Source organism: Mycolicibacterium wolinskyi str. Jessa 2025, assembly GCF_049241375.1.
Taxonomy (GTDB): domain Bacteria; phylum Actinomycetota; class Actinomycetes; order Mycobacteriales; family Mycobacteriaceae; genus Mycobacterium; species Mycobacterium wolinskyi.
In genome coordinates, this window is sequence record NZ_CP185960.1 from 5,942,675 (window position 1) to 5,960,680 (window position 18,006).

19 protein-coding genes are annotated in these 18,006 nt (G+C 66.7%); 8 read left to right on the top strand and 11 right to left on the bottom strand.

Going from position 1 to position 18,006, the window contains the following annotated elements; all coding sequences use genetic code 11:
* Nucleotides 1-8: 8 nt before the first annotated feature.
* From mftF to mftA, 6 genes are all read right to left on the bottom strand, one after another.
* Complete coding sequence (gene mftF, locus ACOI2T_RS29470) at nucleotides 9-1,421, bottom strand: mycofactocin biosynthesis glycosyltransferase MftF (RefSeq protein WP_409502091.1); 1,413 nt, start codon at nucleotides 1,419-1,421, stop codon at nucleotides 9-11.
* Nucleotides 1,418-2,152, bottom strand: coding sequence for a mycofactocin biosynthesis peptidyl-dipeptidase MftE (mftE, locus tag ACOI2T_RS29475; RefSeq protein ID WP_409502092.1), 735 nt, complete (start codon nucleotides 2,150-2,152; stop codon nucleotides 1,418-1,420). The genes mftF and mftE overlap by 4 nt, the downstream gene beginning before the upstream one ends.
* Nucleotides 2,153-2,284: 132 nt before the next feature.
* Entirely contained in the window at nucleotides 2,285-3,478 is a 1,194-nt protein-coding gene (gene mftD, locus ACOI2T_RS29480; protein WP_409502093.1) for a pre-mycofactocin synthase MftD, read from the bottom strand.
* Between the two features lie 2 nt (nucleotides 3,479-3,480).
* On the bottom strand, nucleotides 3,481-4,659 hold the full coding sequence (gene mftC / locus ACOI2T_RS29485) for a mycofactocin radical SAM maturase (protein ID WP_409502094.1): 1,179 nt from the start codon (nucleotides 4,657-4,659) through the stop codon (nucleotides 3,481-3,483).
* Nucleotides 4,656-4,970 (bottom strand): mycofactocin biosynthesis chaperone MftB, encoded by a 315-nt coding sequence (gene mftB / locus ACOI2T_RS29490; RefSeq protein ID WP_409502095.1) that lies wholly within the window; start codon nucleotides 4,968-4,970, stop codon nucleotides 4,656-4,658. The genes mftC and mftB overlap by 4 nt, the downstream gene beginning before the upstream one ends.
* 2 nt (nucleotides 4,971-4,972) lie before the next feature.
* On the bottom strand, nucleotides 4,973-5,068 hold the full coding sequence (gene mftA / locus ACOI2T_RS29495) for a mycofactocin precursor MftA (protein ID WP_084356358.1): 96 nt from the start codon (nucleotides 5,066-5,068) through the stop codon (nucleotides 4,973-4,975).
* A 92-nt stretch (nucleotides 5,069-5,160) separates the two neighbouring features.
* Here mftA and mftR point away from each other — a divergent pair, with 92 nt between their 5' ends.
* Nucleotides 5,161-5,763: a mycofactocin system transcriptional regulator MftR gene (gene mftR, locus ACOI2T_RS29500; RefSeq protein WP_458127387.1), complete on the top strand. Its 603-nt coding sequence runs from the start codon at nucleotides 5,161-5,163 to the stop codon at nucleotides 5,761-5,763.
* Nucleotides 5,760-6,803 (top strand): DUF2332 domain-containing protein, encoded by a 1,044-nt coding sequence (locus ACOI2T_RS29505; RefSeq protein WP_409502097.1) that lies wholly within the window; start codon nucleotides 5,760-5,762, stop codon nucleotides 6,801-6,803. The genes mftR and ACOI2T_RS29505 overlap by 4 nt, the downstream gene beginning before the upstream one ends.
* Here ACOI2T_RS29505 and ACOI2T_RS29510 read toward each other — a convergent pair whose 3' ends face one another.
* Complete coding sequence (locus ACOI2T_RS29510; RefSeq protein ID WP_409502098.1) at nucleotides 6,804-7,517, bottom strand: phytanoyl-CoA dioxygenase family protein; 714 nt, start codon at nucleotides 7,515-7,517, stop codon at nucleotides 6,804-6,806. It abuts the gene before it with no gap.
* Nucleotides 7,518-7,633: 116 nt separating this feature from the next.
* Here ACOI2T_RS29510 and ACOI2T_RS29515 point away from each other — a divergent pair, with 116 nt between their 5' ends.
* A complete protein-coding gene (locus ACOI2T_RS29515; RefSeq protein WP_067843545.1) occupies nucleotides 7,634-8,149 on the top strand; it encodes an RNA polymerase sigma factor in 516 nt (171 codons plus the stop codon).
* On the top strand, nucleotides 8,146-9,426 hold the full coding sequence (locus ACOI2T_RS29520; RefSeq protein WP_409502099.1) for a VOC family protein: 1,281 nt from the start codon (nucleotides 8,146-8,148) through the stop codon (nucleotides 9,424-9,426). Before ACOI2T_RS29515 ends, ACOI2T_RS29520 begins: the two co-directional genes overlap by 4 nt.
* 54 nt (nucleotides 9,427-9,480) lie before the next feature.
* On the opposite strand, the gene ACOI2T_RS29525 is transcribed toward ACOI2T_RS29520, so the two are convergent.
* Nucleotides 9,481-10,665, bottom strand: coding sequence for an FAD-dependent oxidoreductase (locus ACOI2T_RS29525; protein ID WP_409502100.1), 1,185 nt, complete (start codon nucleotides 10,663-10,665; stop codon nucleotides 9,481-9,483).
* A gap of 70 nt (nucleotides 10,666-10,735) precedes the next feature.
* Complete coding sequence (locus tag ACOI2T_RS29530) at nucleotides 10,736-11,182, bottom strand: Rv2324 family transcriptional regulator (RefSeq protein ID WP_409502101.1); 447 nt, start codon at nucleotides 11,180-11,182, stop codon at nucleotides 10,736-10,738.
* A gap of 112 nt (nucleotides 11,183-11,294) precedes the next feature.
* Here ACOI2T_RS29530 and ddaH point away from each other — a divergent pair, with 112 nt between their 5' ends.
* From ddaH to ACOI2T_RS29550, 4 genes are read left to right on the top strand one after another with little or no spacing between them, the layout of a single operon-like run.
* Complete coding sequence (gene ddaH / locus ACOI2T_RS29535) at nucleotides 11,295-12,161, top strand: dimethylargininase (protein ID WP_409502102.1); 867 nt, start codon at nucleotides 11,295-11,297, stop codon at nucleotides 12,159-12,161.
* Nucleotides 12,158-13,405 (top strand): ornithine--oxo-acid transaminase, encoded by a 1,248-nt coding sequence (gene rocD, locus ACOI2T_RS29540; protein WP_409502103.1) that lies wholly within the window; start codon nucleotides 12,158-12,160, stop codon nucleotides 13,403-13,405. Before ddaH ends, rocD begins: the two co-directional genes overlap by 4 nt.
* A gap of 27 nt (nucleotides 13,406-13,432) precedes the next feature.
* Nucleotides 13,433-14,938 (top strand): amino acid permease, encoded by a 1,506-nt coding sequence (locus ACOI2T_RS29545; RefSeq protein WP_067842069.1) that lies wholly within the window; start codon nucleotides 13,433-13,435, stop codon nucleotides 14,936-14,938.
* On the top strand, nucleotides 14,935-15,816 hold the full coding sequence (locus tag ACOI2T_RS29550; RefSeq protein WP_409502104.1) for a universal stress protein: 882 nt from the start codon (nucleotides 14,935-14,937) through the stop codon (nucleotides 15,814-15,816). Before ACOI2T_RS29545 ends, ACOI2T_RS29550 begins: the two co-directional genes overlap by 4 nt.
* 19 nt (nucleotides 15,817-15,835) lie before the next feature.
* Here the strand turns inward: ACOI2T_RS29550 and ACOI2T_RS29555 are convergent, their stop codons facing one another.
* The gene (locus tag ACOI2T_RS29555) at nucleotides 15,836-16,687 is read right to left on the bottom strand and encodes a mycofactocin-coupled SDR family oxidoreductase (protein WP_409502105.1); all 852 of its coding nucleotides are present in this window, start codon (nucleotides 16,685-16,687) and stop codon (nucleotides 15,836-15,838) included.
* Nucleotides 16,688-16,749: 62 nt separating this feature from the next.
* On the bottom strand, nucleotides 16,750-17,997 hold the full coding sequence (locus ACOI2T_RS29560) for an arginine deiminase (RefSeq protein WP_409502106.1): 1,248 nt from the start codon (nucleotides 17,995-17,997) through the stop codon (nucleotides 16,750-16,752).
* Between the last annotated feature and the right edge of the window lie 9 nt (nucleotides 17,998-18,006).

Genomic DNA, 18,006 nt, shown 5'->3' on the forward strand with positions numbered 1-18,006 from the left:
TTGCCGCGTTAGCTCCGTAGTTGCGGCTTGAGTGCACCGAGATGGCGTTCGCGCACCACGCCGGTCCACAGGCCGGTCCCGTACGCGATGTCATCGAGCCGCTTGAGCAGAATGTGGGTGAGCAGGCCGACAGGTTTGGTGTCATCGTCGGCGTTGCCGCGCCGGGTCGCCCAGTCCACCACCCCGTCGATCACCGCCGCGAGCAGCACCGCATGGCGGGCTCGCCGGAATATCAACGCGGAAATCAGGGCGATCGGCCAGTAATGCCGGCAGATCGCCGAACACAGCTGCAACGCCGACGACCACAGCCCGTGGGCGGCGACCACCGCGACTTCCTTCGGCTCGGTGTCGATCGCACTGAGCGAGCGGGCGATGCGCCTGCCGGTGACGAAGGCCACCACGAGAGACGCGAAATACCCCACGCAGGAGCCCATGGCCAGCAGCAGCCACACCATCAGCGTCCAGCGGGAGATCACCAGAGGCGCCGTCTTGCCCGGATGGCGCACCGTGAGCGGAGCCGCCGACGAACCGTAGAATGCTTTGCGCGCGAACCACTTTCGCAGATCGGTGCGATGATCGTGAGCGACCAGGGCGATCGGTTCGTATCGCAGCCGGGCGCCCGATTCGACGAACCGCCAGCACAGGTCGACGTCCTCACCCGACTGCATGGTCTCGTCGAACCCGCCGACCGCGACGAGGGCGGACCGCCGGCAGATGATGGCCGCGCTCGGCACGTACGACACGGTCCCGTACGGCACCACCGGCGCCTCCCGCATACCGAGGTCCAACGAGGACCGCACAGCCTCGTACCTGGCCACGAGGTTGTCGGCGTTGTGCAGGCCGACGATGCGCGGCGCGACCAGCGCGACGGCGGGGTCACAGAAGTGGCCGAGCAGCGCCTCCAGCCAGCCGCGTCGCGGCACCACGTCGGAGTCCAGGAATGCCACGAAGTCGGTCTCACACGCCGCCAAGCCGGTGTTGCGGGCGGCGGCGGGACCGTTGCTGCGGCTGTGTCGCAGCACCTGAACGTCACAGTGCATTCCGGCGAATTCGGCCGGCGATACCGGGATCGCCGAGCCGTCGTCGACCACGATCACCCGCAGGCCGCGCAGCGCACCGATCAGCCGGTGCAGCCCGGATGCGTTGTCGCGCACCGGGACAACGACGGTGACGTCACGGTGCGACGGCCCGCTGGCCGGCCGGGGGTGCGCGACGGTCGCGTCGAGCAATGTTCGCGCGAGCTGCGCGCTGAGCGCGTCGTGCACTTCGAGGCGCCCGCCGTTGAGCATGTTCTGCGCCGTCGGCGCGAGCCGCAGCAGGCGCGTCGGGGACCCCCCGAGCAACGCCGCACCCTCCCCGAGCACCTTGACTCGGCGATCCACCTGCACGGCAAAACCGTCGGGCAGTCTCGGTCCGGTCATATCAGCATCCCGTTCCGGTCGGGCTGCCACCGCGTGATCCGGTCGGCGCAGCCGTTGACCATCTCAGCAAAGATACGCTCCCCCTCGGCCGCCGTGGCAGTCGTCGGATCGCCGAGCACGCCGAGTTCGCTGACGGCCGCGATACCGCCGCTGCGCAGGCGCGGCATGAGCTCCGCCAACGGAGCGGTGTTTCCCGGGGCGAGCTCATCGGTCCATACATCACCGGGCGAAATATGTAGCAATACAGATGTTTCGGTATGGCCCGCATGCGCGTCGGAATCGACTGCACTACACGAAACCCAGCCGACGTCGCGCCCTTCGTATCGAAGCAGCGCAACCGCGGCCGCCAGCGCCTCCACGTTTCCACCATGACCGTTGACGAATACCAACCGGGATGCCCAGTTCGACGCAGACCTACCGTACTCGACCAGCAAAAGCCGGAGGGCGGCCGTCCCGATGGACACGGTTCCCGGGAAACCCTCGTGCTCGCCGCTCGCCCCGTAACTGACCGCGGGTGCCACCAGCCATTCGCCACCCACGAGCCGCTCCACGACCCCGTGGCTCACCGCAGTGGCGATGCGGGTGTCGGTGTCCAGCGGTAAGTGCGGGCCGTGCTGTTCGGTGGAACCAACCGGGATGACCAACATTGGCGACATGCTTCGTAGCTGCCTCGACGTCGAGTTCCCGAGCCCGCTGGGGAAAGCCACGTGCCGATGGTAGGCCGAATTCACCTGGCGTGCGCCAATTGTTGGAGCATGGGCAGCAATTGATTTTCCGGAATTTTCCTGAAACCGCTTGCCACCACCACGTGCGCCCCTTCCGCCACCCCTGTCACGCGGGCCGAGAAGCGCCGACCGGCCCCGTCAGGAACCCGGCGCGGGTGGTACTCCCAGCGTACGGGTGAACCCCTCCGGCACCAGGATGTCCTCGGGGACCAGATCATGAATCGACGAACGGCCAAGGCCCATGAGTGCCGAGTCGATCCCGCCGCGCAGGACGTCGAGCACATTCTCAACCCCCGCCTGCCCCTCGGCGGCCAGGCCCCACAGGTAGGCCCGGCCGATCATGACTGCCCGGGCACCCAGCGCCACGGCCTTGACCACGTCACTGCCGCGCCGGATCCCGCCGTCGAGCAAAACCTCAATCTGGTCGCCGACGGCATCGGCGATCGCGGGCAGGGCGCGGATGGACGCCGGGGTGCCGTCGAGGTTGTTACCACCGTGGTTCGACACCGAGATCGCCGAAACACCAGCGTCAACAGCACGTTTGGCATCGTCGACGCGCATGACGCCCTTGAGCATGAACGGGCCGCCCCACAGTTCGCGCAGCCAGGCGATGTCTTCCCAGGTCGGGGGCGGAGTGCCCATCCACTCGCCGTAGGCGTTGAAGAACGGCGGGCCGGCCTCACCGCGTGCGGCCTGGTTGGGCACCCGCAGGTTCGGCGGACTCATGGTCTTGCCCCACTGCCACAGCCACCGCGGCTTGGTCAGCGCCTCGGGCATCATCTTGACCATGGTCGGCACGTCCATCTTCTCGGGGATCTTGGGGCTCCCCCAGTCCCGACCGTGCGAGAAGCTCCAGTCGGTGGTCACGATCAACCCGACCGCACCGGCCGCGCGTGCCCGCTCGGCTCTGGCGGCGATCGCATCGCGATCGCCGAGCCAGTAGATCTGGAAGAAGATCTTGTCGTTGACCGCGATGACCTCTTCGATGGGCTTGCTGGCAAACGACGACAGACCCATAGCGGTGCCACGGGCCGCAGCAGCCCTGGCAACCGCGACCTCACCCTCGGGATGAACGGCCTGCACCCCTGTCGGTGAGATGATCACCGGCATCGAAATTTGTTGGCCCATCACGGTGGTGGCGAGATCGCGCTTCTCCGGAGCGCCGATGACATGCGGGGCGAAGCCGAGCTCGGCGAACGACTCGACGTTGTCGGAGACGGTGACGCCCTTCTCGCTCGCCGCGACGAGCGCACCGTAGACCGACTTGGGCAGCCGCTTGCGGGCTCGTTGCTGAGCGATCGCGACCGTCTCGAACCAGATATCTTTTGCCATCGTCACACCGGACTTTCGTTACAGAATCGGGCCGGGGGTTTGGTGAGCAGCTTCAGCGCCACTGGACCTTGCTTGGTCCCCCGGGAATGGTCACCGCTGGGCTTGGGCTTGACGCGCTCCTGCGCGAGCGCCGGGGCACCCCAGCCTTCGACGCACTCGGGGTCGGGACCGTCGAGTGGCAAACCGGTGAAGAACTTGGCCGCCATGCATCCGCCACGGCAGCTGTCGTAATGCGCGCAGCTACTGCAGGCACCGGCCGACTGGGGCTCGCGCAGTTCACGGAAGAGTGGGGAGTACTTCCAGACATTGTCAAAACCGCCGTCGGACACGATGTTTCCGGCGAGGAACTTGTCGTGGATGGCGAACGGGCACGCGTAGACGTCGCCGACCGGGTCAATCAGGCAAACCACGCGCCCGGCGCCGCACAGGTTCAGCCCGGCGAGCGCGCCAGGCGCGCCCATGCCCGAAAGGTGGAAGAACGAGTCGCCCGTCAGCACCCCGTCGCCCTTGGCCACCAACCAGTCATAGAGCTGGCGCTGTTGGTCGGCGGTCGGGTGCAGCTCGTCCCAGGTGTCGGCGCCGCGGCCGGACGGCCGCAGCCGCGTGATGCGCAGGGTGGCACCGAAACGCGCTGCGAGCGCGGCGAACTCGTCGAGCTGGTCGACGTTGTGGCGGGTGACGACCACGGAGATCTTGGCGTCCTTGAAACCCGCGTTGCTCAGGTTCTCGAGCGCACGGACCGCCATGTCGAACGAGCCTTTGCCGCGTACGGCGTCGTTGACCTCGGCGTTCGCGCCGTCGAGTGAGATCTGGACGTCGACGTAGTCGCTGGCCGCCAGTTTCGCAGCCACCTCTGGCGTGATGCGCACCCCGTTGGTCGAGAACTTCACGCCGACGTGATGCGCGGTCGCGTAGTCGACGAGCTCCCAGAAGTCCTGGCGCACAGTGGGTTCCCCACCGCCGATGTTGACGTAGAACACCTGCATGCGTTCCAGCTCGTCGATGATGTCCTTGCACTGCTGCGTCGACAGTTCACGCGGATCGCGCTTGCCGGACGAGGACAGGCAGTGCACGCAGGCGAGGTTGCACGCGTAGGTGAGTTCCCACGTCAGGCAGATCGGCGCGTCGAGGCCACGCTCGAATTGCTCGATGAGCCGCGGCACGGGCTGAACAGAAGTCATTGGCTTTTCCCGGGTATGAGCATCTTCGAGGAGACCAGCACGCTCAGCGCGTGCAGGTAGGGCGCTTGCTGGGCATCGTCGATACCCGCGGCCCGGCAGGCCGAGCGGGCGTCGGGGTGATCGGCAAGAGACTTGACCACCTCGACGACCGTCCGGTTCTTCAAGAACGACAGCTTGCGAGTTCCGAAGTGGTACAGCAGGGCGCCGAACGGCTCGGGCCGCACCGCCACCTGGGGATGCAACCGCCAGCCGGCATCTGGATCGAACGCGACCCCGGCTTGTTCAGCCGTGTCGGCGACCTGTGCAGACACGGTCAGTAAACCCCGCACATACCGTCGATCGAAACCTCTTCGACGAGAGTCTCGGTGACGAGCTCGGTCTCGGTCTCGGCGTGCTGATTCGTTTCCATAAACGCTCCCTTTCGTCGCGTAGGGTCTCGACAATTGTGATCGAGATCGCAAGGATATGGCATTGAGTGCCAGAATGGAAGAGGTGGATCTGATGCAGGGACCCGGGCCCCGCGTGGGCCGGCGCCGCTCCACGACTCAGGACCACATCGCCGGCGTGGCCATCGAACTGTTCGCGGCCCGGGGATTCGACGACGTCAGCGTCGACGACATCGCTGCCGCGGCAGGCATATCGCGGCGCACACTGTTCCGGTACTACGCCTCCAAGAGCGCCATACCGTGGGGCGACTTCGACGCCCACCTGCAACACCTGCGCGAACTACTGGCCACCCTGAGCCCGCAGATATCACTCGGCGAGGCGCTTCGCGAAGCCCTGCTGGCGTTCAACACCTACGCCGAGCACGAGATGGCAGAACACCGCCAGCGTATGCGGGTGATCCTGGAAACCGAAGCGCTACAGGCTTATTCAATGACGATGTATGCCGGCTGGCGTGACGTGATCGCCACCTACGTGGCACATCGCATCGGTGCGGAAGGCAGCGATCTGCTGCCGCAGACCGTCGCGTGGTTGATGCTCGGAGTCGCCCTGTCGGCCTACGAGAAGTGGCTCGCCGACGAGTCTGTCTCGTTGACCGATACCATCGCCCAAGCCTTCGAAATCGCCCGTCCAGGCCTTGACGTGTTGGGGAGTCCGTGAGCGATCGCCTGCTCAGCGCCTTCGACGTGCAGGCGCGTGCCTGCACTGCGCTGGGTTCGCCGATGTATGCCGAGCTGCTCGATCTCGTGCTCGACGACATCCGATCGCGCGGAATCTTCGCCGACGTGCTGACGGGGCACGAGGACGATCCCGGACCGTCTGGCTTGGCCCTGCGCCTGCTGGGCGGGCTGCACCGGATTGTGCTCGACGGCCGCGCACCCGCCCTGGCGGCGTGGTATCCCAGCGTCGGCGGCCGTTGGGACGCCGCGGCCGCGTGGCCCGAGATCCTCGCCACGGCGCGACGGCAGACCGCATACCTGCGCACGATGCTCGACCAGCCGCCCCAGACGAACGAGGTCGGCAGATCGGCTGCCCTGATCGGCGGCCTGCTGCATCTCGTCGACCGATTCCCGCTGCCGGTAAGGCTTTTCGAGATCGGCTCAAGCGCAGGCCTCAACCTGCGTGCCGATCACTACCTCTACCGCCATGCCGGAGGCCAGTGGGGTCCCGCCGATTCGGCGGTCGTCATCGAGGATGCGTGGCACGGCGCCCTACCGCCGGCGGCCCCGCTGCGGATCGCGCAACGCCACGGTTTCGACATCGCGCCCGTCGACGCGCGCACCGAGGACGGCAGGCTCACCCTGCTCAGCTATGTCTGGCCGGATATGACCGCCAGGCTGCACCGGCTGAGCGCTGCCATCGACATCGCCCGCCGCGTCGATGCCGACCTCGACCGGATGCCCGCGGCCGAGGCGGTCTCACGGCTGCAATTGTCACCCGGCACGCTCACCGTGCTGTGGCACTCCGTCACCTGGCAATACCTCGGCGCGGCCGAACAGCACGCCGTCGAAACTCGATTGAAGGCCCTCGGCTCCGCCGCCACGGCGAACACCCCGTTCGCATGGCTGAACCTCGAACCTCAGCGCCGCGCCCCGGACGCCCATCACGAGTTCTTGATCCGCGTGCGGTGCTGGCCGGACGGCGCCGACCGGATCCTGGGCTCATGTGCGCCGCACGGCCCGCCGGTGCATTGGGAGTAGCTACCACACGCAGGCCAGCGCCGACGGACTCGACGGACTCAGCGGCTCAGTCAACATGATGGGCGCCTGCGACATGAAACGTGGTGTGGCGCCGCGGTGCTCATCAGCCGCATGCACGGTGAACGGGTGCACGAGATACATGTCGCCAGGACGCCCCGTGGCAAGCGCAACCGGCCGGCCCGCGCTGGCGTCGTCCACCAACTTGCCGGAGTCGGCGAACTCGACGCTGTCCTCGCCGAGTACGGCGGCGACGTCTCGGTGCGAACCCACCCGGATACGCGTCGGCGCATCGTCGGGCCCCACCTCCGACAACAACGTCAGCAGCAGCATGGTGTGCGGCCTGCCGCTGATCACCCAGTGCTCGGCGGAGACCGGTGTGTTGAGGTCGATGTGCCAGCCTCGGTCTTCTGCCGGTGGCGAGACCGGAAACCGGATCGGGATGTTGCCGAGCGCACCCCGCGGCGCCCAGCCGCCCGGTCCGCACACCTGGTCGAGCGCCTCCGACAGCACCCGGCTGCCGGCCAGCTCACCGAAGGGGCCCTGACCGGTCAGATCGGCCGCCCACACCACCGGCTGTGTCCAGGACGCGGGCTCATCCGGCGACAACCCGATCTGCTTCCAGAGGAGATCTCTTGCCGCATCGGCGATTTCCACCGGCGCGGCCTGCTCGACCTTGACAAATCCGTCACGCATGAATTCGTTGACGTCGATCACGCCACCACCATGACGCAAACCGCGCTCGGCACGCCAATGATTTTCAGCCTCGAGTGGTCGGAAAAAACTTCGGTCAGACCCGTCGGAGTTCGGGCGCCTGCGGCGACGATAGAGATGTGAGCGCCGAGACAGACGCTCCGCGGGCACTGCTGACGCTCTACGACGAAGCCCTGCCGGTGGTGTACGGGTACTTCATCCGGCGTTGCGGTGACCGCGGAACTGCTGAGGATTTGACGTCGGAGACATTCCTGGCGGCGATGGATGCCGCCCGCAAGCCGTCTCCACCGCCGCTCTCGGTGCCGTGGCTGATCGGCGTGGCCCGCCACAAGCTCGCCGATCACTACCGGCGGCGACACGACCGGTTCAACATCCCGGTGGCCGAACTGCCCGAAGCGGTGGACCCGGCCGACGACTGGGATGCCGAACTCGATCGCATCGTGGCCGAAAGCGTTCTGGCAAGGCTGCCCGAACAACATCGCACCGTGCTGGCGCTGCGCTACATGGACGACTGCACGGTGCCCGAATGCGCCGAATTGATCGGCCGCACCGTGCACGCCACCGAGGCACTGCTGGTGCGGGCCCGCCGAGCATTCCGAGCGCAATACCCGCAACCGGAGGGAGGGACGTCATGAGAAACAGCCACGATCCGCTGACCGTGCTGAGTGACGGCGAGCTTCCGGTTGCCCCGGATCCGGAGTTCGCCGCCCGGTTGCGCGCACGTCTGGAATCGGCGCTCACGCTGCCCAACCGAACCGAAGGAGTTGTCATGACCGGCACCGACGCTGCCATCGCAGAACTCAACGAGCCGGCAACCGCCGCCTCTGCTCCGCGGCCCGCCGCGATCCCCTATCTCGCCGTGCCCGACGCCCGCACCGCAATCGCCTGGTACGTAGAGGCTTTGGGTGCGGTCCAGGTCGGTGAACCCATCGTGATGGACGACGGCCGCATCGGTCACGCCGAACTCGCGATCGGCGGTGGCGTGCTGTACCTGGCCGATGAGTATCCCGAAATCGGGCTCAGAGCTCCTGCGCCACAAGCCAATTCCGTGAGCCTCATGCTGCATGTACCGGACACCGACGCTGCGCTGGAACGTGCTCGCACCCGGGGCGCGCATGTGCAGCGCGAACCGTACGAGAACTACGGCACCCGCAATGCGGCCATCATCGATCCGTCCGGGCATCGGTGGATGCTGTCCGGGCCGGCGACCGGATCGGCGACCCCGATCCAGCACGGCGACGTCGGCTACGTGTCGGTGTGGGTGCCGGATGCCGCCCGCGCCGCCGCGTTCTACGGACACGTGCTGGGCTGGACCTACGACGCGGCCACCGGTCAGGTCACCAACACCAAGCAGCACATCGGCATCTTCAGCGTCGCGGGCAGGCCCACGATGTTCTGCTGCTACGCCGTGACCGACCTGGACGGCGCGCGCCAGGCTATCGCCGCGGGCGGAGGTCAGCCCGGCCAGATTCAGGAGTTCGACTTCGGCACCGTGCTAGACGCGACCGATCCCGCCGGGACGCCGTTCGCAGTGTTCGAGCCGAAGGCAGGCACACCCAGGCCGGAGTTGAACGGCGCAGGGCCAGGCGAACTTTCGTATATCACCTACGAGGTTCCCGACTCGGCGGCCTTCAAGGCGTTCTACAGCCGCGTGCTGTTCTGGACGTTCGAACCCGGCCGCATCGACGACGGCTGGGGTGTGCAGGGCAGTCAGCCGATGTCGGGCATGGCCGGCGGCGCCGCGGCCGCGACGACCGTACCCATGTGGACCGTCGCCGACGTCGAAGCCGCGGTGGAACGGGTACGCGAAGCCGGGGGCACGGTGCTGCAGGAACCCGCGCAGCAACCGTACGGATTCACGGCCATGTGCGCCGACGACCAGGGTGGCCGGTTCTACCTCGGCCAGTTCTAGAGAGCGATTTGTGCACGTTCCGTAACGCCGGGCGTTACGGAACGTGCACAAACGCTAGGGAAGGATGTCGGAGATGGGAGCGCCTGCGGCGATCTTGCCGCGGGCCTTCATGACCTTGCCCGGCATACCGCCGCCGACCACGCCGACCAGGACCCCGTCGCGTTCGTAGTAGGCCAGGAACTTGCGACCGTCGTCCTCGACGACGTGCACGACGTCGTCGGCCTCGGGCTCACCGAGGCACTGGATCTTGACGTCGTACTGATCGCTCCAGAAGTACGGCACCGAAACAACCGCGGAGGATTCCTGACCGAGCAGCGCAGGCACGAGCGCGCGCGCCTGGTCGGCGACGTTGCTCCAATGCTCAACGCGCGCTTGATCTCCCACGTGGTCACGCCACGACGCCACATCGCCGATCGCCCACACGTGCGGCGCGCTGGCCCGGCCCACCTCGTCGCACACCACGCCGTTGTCGAGTTCGATACCGCTGCCCTCGAGCCAGTCGACAGCCGGATGCGAGCCGATGCCGACGACCACCAGATCGGCGTCGAGCTCGGTGCCGTCACCCAGCACCACCCGCTCGACGTGATCGGAGCCGCGCACCTCGATCACGCCGACACCGCAACGCACGTCAACACCCTCAGCTTCGTGCAGACGCGTCACCAGGGCACCGATCGTCTCGCCGAGCACCGAAGCCAGCGGCGTCGGCTGCGGTTCCACCAGAACCACGTCGACGCCGAGCTTGCGCAGGCTGGCCGCCACCTCGCAGCCGATGAACCCGGCACCGACCACGACGGCACGCCGGGCCTTGCCTGCGTCCTCACGCAGGGCCATGCTCTCGTCGTAGGAACGCAGCACCCGGATGCCGGCCAGATCGGGGAACGAGCGAATGCGCTTCGGCACCAGGCCGGTCGCGATGATGAGCTCGTCGTAGCCGATTTCGCTGCCGTCGGCCAGCTTCAGCGTCTTGGCGGCGGTGTCCACCGACTGTGCCGCCGACCCCAGCCGCAGCGTGATGTTGTTCTCGGCGTAGAACTCGGCGGGCTTGAGCGTGACGTCGTCGGTCTCGGCGCGCAGCACTTCCTTCGACAGTGGTGGCCGGTCGTAGGGCAGATGGTCCTCGTCGCTGACGATCGTGATGGCCCCGGGGTACTCCGAACGGCGCAGTTGTTCGGCAGTCCGGGCTGCGGCCAGACCGCCGCCGACGATCACAACGCCCCCAGGTTGCGAAGATGAAGTCACGTGGGGTTTTTACACGATGGCGCCTGAGCGTTGTGCGCCACCCTACATTTGCGCCGGTGCACGGCCCGCGTCACCCGCGCGCCCGCTCGATGATGTTGGACAGCACGACGATGCTCTCGCTGCGCTCGATGTCGGCCGAGGCGCGGATGCGCTCGAGCGCCTCTTCGAGGTGGCGCATGTCCCGGGCCAGCACATGCAGGATGGCGTCGGCGGTGCCGGTGACGGTCGCCGCGCTCACGACCTCGGGAATGCCCACCCAGGCCGCGCGCAGCTGATCGGGCGCAATTGTGCCGTGGCAGAACACCTGTACGTAAGCCTCGGTGCGCCAGCCGAGCACGTTGCGGTCGACCACAGTGGTGAAACCACGGATCACGCCCTCGGCCACCAGGCGATCCACCCGCCGCTTGACCGCGGGCGCCGACAGGTTCACCCGCTGGCCGATCTCGGCGTACGTCGCCCTCGCATGCTCGGCGAGCTCCGCCAGAATCCGCTCGTCGGTCTCGTCCAGCCGGTCCATGTCGCCTCCACGCAATAAACTGCCGCAATTCCCGATTCTCCGCAACGGATCGATGGATCACAAGCAACAAGCAGTGATTGATTGCGTGATCATGGGTTCATATCGTCGATTCATGACGATTTCCGACGATGTCATGCCCGCTGTCATGCCCACCGACGTCGCCGCACCGCCCCATGCCCGCAAATCGAGCACCCGTCATTACGCCATGACGGCACCCGAGTACTTCACCGTCGAATACGCCATCAACCCGTGGATGGATACGTCCACGCCGGTCGACACCGAACGCGCGCTGGCCCAGTGGCACGAGTTGCGCGGAATCTACGCCGACCTGGGCCACACCGTGGATCTCGTGACGCCGCGCGCCGGCCTGCCGGACATGGTCTATGCCGCCAACGGCGGATTCCTCGTCGGGCGGACCGCCGTCGTCGCGCGGTTCGCCTATCCGCAGCGCGCAGCCGAGGCCGACGCCTATGCGGAGTGGATGGCCCGGAGCGGCTTCGAGCCGCTGACCACTCAGCACGTCAACGAAGGCCAGGGCGATCTGCTGCTCGTCGGGTCAACCTTGTTGGCAGGATGGGGTTTTCGCACCGATCGGCGCGCCCACGACGAGATCGCCGCCCTGACCGGGTTGACGGTGGAGAGTCTCGAGCTCGTCGATCCGCGCTTCTATCACCTCGACACCGCCCTGGCCGTGCTCGACGACACGACGGTCGCGTACTACCCGCCTGCCTTCAGCGACGCCAGCCGCGAACGCCTGCGGCAGCTCTTCGGCGATGCCATCGAAGTATCGAGCGCCGACGCTTACGTGCTCGGCCTCAACGTCGTATCCGACGGACGCAATGTCGTGCTGCCCGCGGCCGCCACCGGATTCGCCGAACAGTTGCGCCACGCCGGGTTCGAGCCGATCGGCGTCGACCTCTCCGAACTTCTCAAGGGCGGCGGATCCGTCAAATGCTGCACCCTGGAGCTGCACTCATGACCATCCTGGAAAGCGTGGACAACGAGGCCACCTCAGGTGCCGCAACGGCGGCGATCGAACTCGACGATCGCCATGTCGCACACAACTACTCGCCCCTGCCGGTGGTGGCCGCCAGTGCCGATGGCGCCTGGATCACCGACGTCGCCGGTCGGCGTTATCTCGATTGCCTGGCCGCGTATTCGGCGGTCAACTTCGGCCACCGCAATCCGGAGATCGTCGCGAGCGCGCACGCGCAGCTGGACCGACTGACGCTGGTGAGCCGGGCATTCCATTCGGATCGGCTGGGCCCGTTCGCCCGAGCGCTGACCGAGATGTGCGGCAAGGACATGGTGCTGCCGATGAACAGCGGCGCCGAAGCCGTCGAGAGCGGCATCAAGGTCGCCCGCAAATGGGGCACCGACGTCAAGCACGTCCCGGCGGGCCAGAGCAACATCGTGGTGGCGCGCAACAACTTCCACGGACGCACCACCACGATCATCAGCTTCTCCGACGACGAGACCGCGCGCCGCGGCTTCGGCCCGTACACACCCGGATTCCGCTCAGTGCCGTTCGGTGATGCGGCCGCACTGGCAGACGCGATCGATGCGAACACCGTCGCGGTCCTGATCGAACCGATCCAGGGCGAAGCGGGCATCGTCGTCCCGCCCGACGACTTCCTGCCCCGCGTGCGCGAGATCTGCACGCAGCGCAACGTTCTGATGATCGCCGACGAGATCCAATCCGGCCTGGCCCGCACCGGCCGCACGTTCGCCTGTGACCACTGGGGCGTGATTCCCGATGTCTATCTGCTCGGCAAGGCGCTCGGCGGCGGTGTGGTGCCGTTGTCGGCGGTCGTCGCCGACCGCGACGTGCTCGGTGTGCTGCACCCCGGCGAGCACGGATCGACGTTCGGCGGTAATCCGTTGGCGGCGGCGATCGGCAGCACCGTGGTGGCGATGCTGCAACGCGGCGAATTCCAGGCCCGCTCAGCCGAACTCGGTGCGCATCTACACGAGCGGCTGCGCGAGCTCATCGGTCACGGCGTGCTCGCCGTGCGCGGCCTCGGGCTGTGGGCCGGCGTCGACATCGACCCAGCTCTCGGCACGGGTAAGCAGCTCAGTATGGGGCTGGCCGAACGGGGTGTGCTGGTCAAGGACACGCATGGTTCGACGCTGCGGTTCGCTCCGCCGCTGGTCGTCACCGCCGAGGAGATCGACTGGGCTGTTGACCGATTTGCCGACACTTTGAGTCAGGCGCGCCCATAATCGCCTGACCGGCACCTAGGAGGCACGATGTCAGCCCCAGCCACCAGCCTGACGGGACAGATGCTGCGCCGAAGGCCCGTCATCGGCGCTCCGGTCGCCCACGGTGCCTCCGACCATCTGAAGCGAAGCATCGGGACATTTCAGCTGACACTGTTCGGTGTCGGCGCGACAGTCGGCACCGGCATCTTCATCGTGCTGCAGCAGGCCGTGCCCGAAGCCGGCCCAGCTGTCCTCGTCTCGTTCGTGCTCGCCGGTGTCGCGGCCGGCCTATCGGCGATCTGCTACGCGGAAATGGCCTCCGCTGTACCGGTTTCGGGATCTACCTACTCGTACGCCTACACCACGATGGGCGAGTTCGTCGCCATGGGGGTGGCGGCCTGTCTGCTGCTCGAGTACGGCGTCTCGATGTCTGCGACCGCGATCGGCTGGGGTGGATACCTCAATCAGCTCCTCGACAACCTGTTCGGGTTCCGCCTGCCGCACGCGCTGACCGCCGCGCCGTGGGGTGAGGAACCGGGCATCATGAATCTGCCCGCCACGATCCTGATCTTCATGTGTGCGCTGCTGCTGATCCGCGGGGCAAGCGAATCGGCACTCGTCAACACCGTCATGGTGATCCTCAAACTCGCTGTGCTGGGCCTGTTCATCGCGGTCGCGTTCACGGCTTTCACGACCGATCACTTCGCCGGGTTCTGGGACAAGGGATTCGTCGGCATCACCGCGGCGGCCAGCACGATCTTCTTCACCTTCATCGGGCTCGATGCCGTGTCGACGGCAGGCGACGAGGTGAAGAACCCGCAGAAAACCATGCCACGCGCGATCATCGGAGCGTTGATCGTCGTCACCAGCGTCTACGTCCTCGTGGCATTCGCCGGTCTGGGCACCCAGTCCGCCGACGAGTTCGGGTCCGAGGAACAAGCCGAAGCCGGCCTGTCGGTGATGCTGACGAACATCCTGCATGGCCAGACCTGGGCCAGCACGATTCTGGCCGCGGGCGCGGTGATCTCGATCTTCTCGGTGACGCTGGTCGTGATGTACGGCCAGACACGCATCTTGTTCGCGATGGGCCGCGACGGCCTGCTGCCATCGATGTTCGCCAAGGTCAATCCACGCAGCATGACCCCGGTGAACAACACCATCATCGTGGCGGTCGTCACCGGCACGCTGGCCGGGTTCGTGCCGCTCGACTACCTGTGGGACCTGGTGTCGATCGGCACGCTGATCGCCTTCGTCGTGGTGTCGGTCGGTGTGATCATCCTGCGGGTCCGCGAACCGGATCTGCCTCGCTCGTTCAAGGTTCCCGGCTATCCGGTGACGCCGATCCTGTCTGTCGCGGCCTGTCTGTTCGTGTTGTACGGCCTGCCCGCGATCACGTGGCTGTGGTTCGGCTTGTGGGTCAGCGCTGTGCTGTTGTTCTACCTGGTGTGGAGCCGCCACCACAGCGCACTGAACGACGGTGGTGACGGCTACATCCCCGGCGCGGCGGCGGGCGAGGACGATGTGATGACGACGCGGCCTGAGGATCGCGCATGACCGTCGTCGTCGGCTATTTGGTGGGCAAGGGCGGATCTTCGGCCCTGCACCTCGCGGTCGGCGCCGCGCGGACGCTTGAGACGTCGTTGGCCGTGGCAACAGTTGTACCGCGGCCGTGGATGACGCCGTCGCCGGCCCGCATCGACGCCGAATATGCCCAGTACGCAGCACAACTGGCGGCCTCGTCGGCCGAACAGGCCCGCGAGCGCATCGCCGCACTGGACGACGAACTCGAGGTCAGCTTCCACAAGTTCGCGCACCGGTCGGTTTCGGACGGTCTGCTGGAGGCCGTCGCATCACTGGATGCCGAAGCGTTGGTGCTGGGTTCGGCTGCGGACGGTAAGCTCGGGCAGGTGGTCGTCGGTTCCACCGCCGACCGGCTGCTGCATTCGTGCCCGGTTCCGCTGGCGATCAGCCCACGCGGATATCGCAGGCCGAAAAGCGGTGTGCTGTCGCGGATCACGTGCGCTTACCCGGGCACGCGCGAGTCCGTCGGCGTCGTCCGGCGGATCGCGTCCATCAGCGAACGGCTCGACACCTCGATGCGGGTGGTGACGTTCGCCGTCCGCGGGCGCAGCATGTTCCCACCGCTCGTCGGACTGCAGAGCGAGGATGCCATCCTGCAGGAGTGGGCCGCCCAGGCGCGGGAATCGTTGCAGCAGTTGAAGGATGACCGGATCGTCGATGACGACGTCGAGCTCGAGGTCGTCACCGGCGACGGCTGGGACGAAGCACTCGACGCGGTCGACTGGCTCGACGGCGAGATCCTGGCCATCGGCACCACACCCGCCGGTGTGGTGGCCCGGGTGTTCCTCGGCGAGCGCGGGTCAAAGATCCTGCGGCACAGTCCTGTTCCGGTGCTCGTACTGCCCGGCTAGCTTGCGCGAGCCGAAAAGATCAGTACTTCATCACGCCGCGGTCGACGGCGATCTGGCTGCCCGACAGGGTCGCCGAGCCGTCACCGGCCAACCACGCGACCACGTCGGAAACCTCTTCCGGCGTCATGAATGTCGAGCGACCCTCGTCGTCGAGGCCCACGGGATGCAGCGGCATCGGGGCGAAGCTGTGCAGGTAGCTCGGGTACTTCGCGAACACCTGAGCCATCGCCTCGGGCTCGATCATCGGGGTGTTGATCGAGTACGGGTGGATGGAGTTGACCCGGATGCCGTACTCCCCAACCTCCAGGGCCAACGCGTTGGTGAGGGCGACCAGGCCGTGCTTCGAGGCGGCGTAATGACCGTTGCCCGGGGTCGCCTTGAGACCGGCTGACGAGCTCACGATGATGATGGATCCGCCGTTGCCCGCCTCGATCATCGCGGGCACCGCGGCCCGAATGGTCCGCCAGGTTCCGTTGAGATTGACGTCGATGACGGTGTCGAACTGCTCGGGCGACATCTCGAACAGCCGGCCCCAGCTGAGGACACCTGCGTTGGCCACCACGATGTCGAGCCTGCCGAACTGCTCCATGCCGTCGGCCACCACCTGCTGTTGGGCGGCCAGGTCGCGGATGTCGACCTCGCGCGCCAGCACCTTGCGGCCGGTCGCCTCGACCGCGCTGACCGTCTCGGCGAGCTCCTGCGACGTCGCGGGCGCGTAGGTGATGGTGTCGTCGACGGCGGCGCACACGTCGATCGCGATGATGTCGGCACCTTCGTTGGCGAGCCTGATCGCATGCGCGCGCCCCTGCCCGCGCGCAGCGCCGGTTATGAATGCCACGCGCCCTTCGAGCGATCCACTGCCTGCCGCCATCACCGGTCCTTTCGTGATCCCCGGCCCAGGCTAACAGCAGAAGTAGAACGTGTTCCAGATCCCTACCAATCCAGTGGATCGCGGATGATCGGGCAGGTCATGCAGTGGCCGCCGCCGCGCCCGCGGCCGAGCTCGGCGCCGACGATGGTGATCACCTCGACACCGGCTTTGCGCAGCAGCGAGTTGGTGTGGGTGTTGCGGTCGTATGCGAAGACGACCCCCGGTTCGACGGCGACGAGGTTGTTGCCGCTGTCCCACTGCTGGCGCTCCGAGTCGTAGGCGGTGCCGCCGGTTTCGACGACGCGCAGACTGCTCAGCCCGAGTGAATCGGCGACGGTCTCGACGAAGGGCTTGGTGGCCTCCTCGACCTCGACGCCCGGGTCGGTGTCACTGGGATGCAGGATGAACGGCTCGATCGAGTCGACGATGCCCGGGTAGATCGTCACCACATCACGGTCGGCGAAGGTGAACACGGTGTCGAGGTGCATAGCCGACCGCAGTTTCGGCATGCCTGCCACGATCACCTTCTCGGCCGCCTCCGCCGCGAACAGCTCGGCCGCGACCTGCGTGATCGCCTGACGTGAGGTGCGTTCGCTCATGCCGATCAGCACGACGCCGTTGCCGGGCACCATGACGTCGCCGCCCTCGATCGTCGACAGACCCCAGCTTTCCTCCGGATCGCCCCACCACACCGTCGAACCGATGTAGTCGGGATGGAATTCGTAGATCGCCTTCATCAACAAGGTCTCGTCGTGCCGGGCCGGCCAGAACAACGGATTGAGCGTGAGCCCGCCGTAGATCCAGCACGTGGTGTCGCGCGTGTAGAGCGTGTTGGGCAGTGGCGGCATCAGGTATTCGGTAACGCCCGTGGCCTCGCGCGCCAAAGCCCGGTAGCCCGACTGCATTTCGGCGGGCAGATCACGGATCGACATGCCACCGATCAGCAACTCGGTCAACCGGCGCGAGGTCAACGAGTCCAGAAACGCTCGGGTGTCGTCGACGAGGCCGAGACCGACCTCGTTCGCGACGATCTTGCGGTCCAGCAGCCAGGCTTTGGCCTCGGCGATATCCATCGTCTCGGTGAGCAGGTTGTGCAGCTCGACCACCTCGACGTCGCGGTCGCGCATCTTGTCCATGAAGTCGAAGTGGTCGCGGCGCGCGTTCTGCACCCACAGCACATCGTCGAACAAGAGGTCGTCACAGTTGGTCGGGGTCAGCCGTTCATGCGCCAATCCGGGCGAGCACACCAGCACCTTGCGCAGCTTGCCCACTTCGGAGTGCACGCCGTAGGTGTCTGAAAGATTGGTCATCTCAGTCCT